Source organism: Neisseria sp. P0021.S006, assembly GCF_051956895.1.
Genome location: NZ_JBQCWZ010001129.1, coordinates 1 through 488 on the forward strand (window position 1 = coordinate 1; position 488 = coordinate 488).

The following is a 488-nucleotide window of genomic DNA, read 5'->3' on the forward strand; positions in this document are numbered from 1 at the left end:
GGGTTGGACCGTTGATTTGAAAGACGAAAGCCGCGATTTCGTCGGTAAAGCCGCATTGGTGGCATTGAAAGAAAAGGGCGTTGCCGTCAAACAGGTTGGCTTGTTGCTCGAAAAAGGGGGCATTCTGCGCGCGCATATGGAAGTGTTGACCGATAAAGGCCAAGGCGAAACCACCAGCGGCGTATTCTCTCCAAGCCTGAAACAATCCATCGCCATCGCACGCGTACCGAAAGATTTTGACGGTGATACCGCCAAAGTTCTGATGCGCGGCAAAGAAGTGGACGTACGCGTACTGAAGCTGCCGTTTGTCCGCAACGGTCAAAAACAGTTTGATTAATATCGGTTCAGACGGCCTTTATTTGTTAAGGGCCGTCTGGAAGCAGGTTTTAATTGTCGTCCGATACGGACGTTTGTAGAAAGCATTGAACAAGGCATCTGTGGATATTGATTCATGCAGATGCCGTCTGAAAATAACCCCCTATCAATGG

Annotated in this window: 1 protein-coding gene; it reads left to right on the forward strand. The window is 49.4% G+C overall.

Annotated features, from left to right (window positions below; all coding sequences use genetic code 11):
• A partial coding sequence (locus tag ACTHUM_RS19095) for a glycine cleavage T C-terminal barrel domain-containing protein (protein ID WP_440403850.1) occupies nt 1-337 on the forward strand: 337 nt, incomplete at its 5' end.
• Nucleotides 338-488 lie beyond the last annotated feature (151 nt).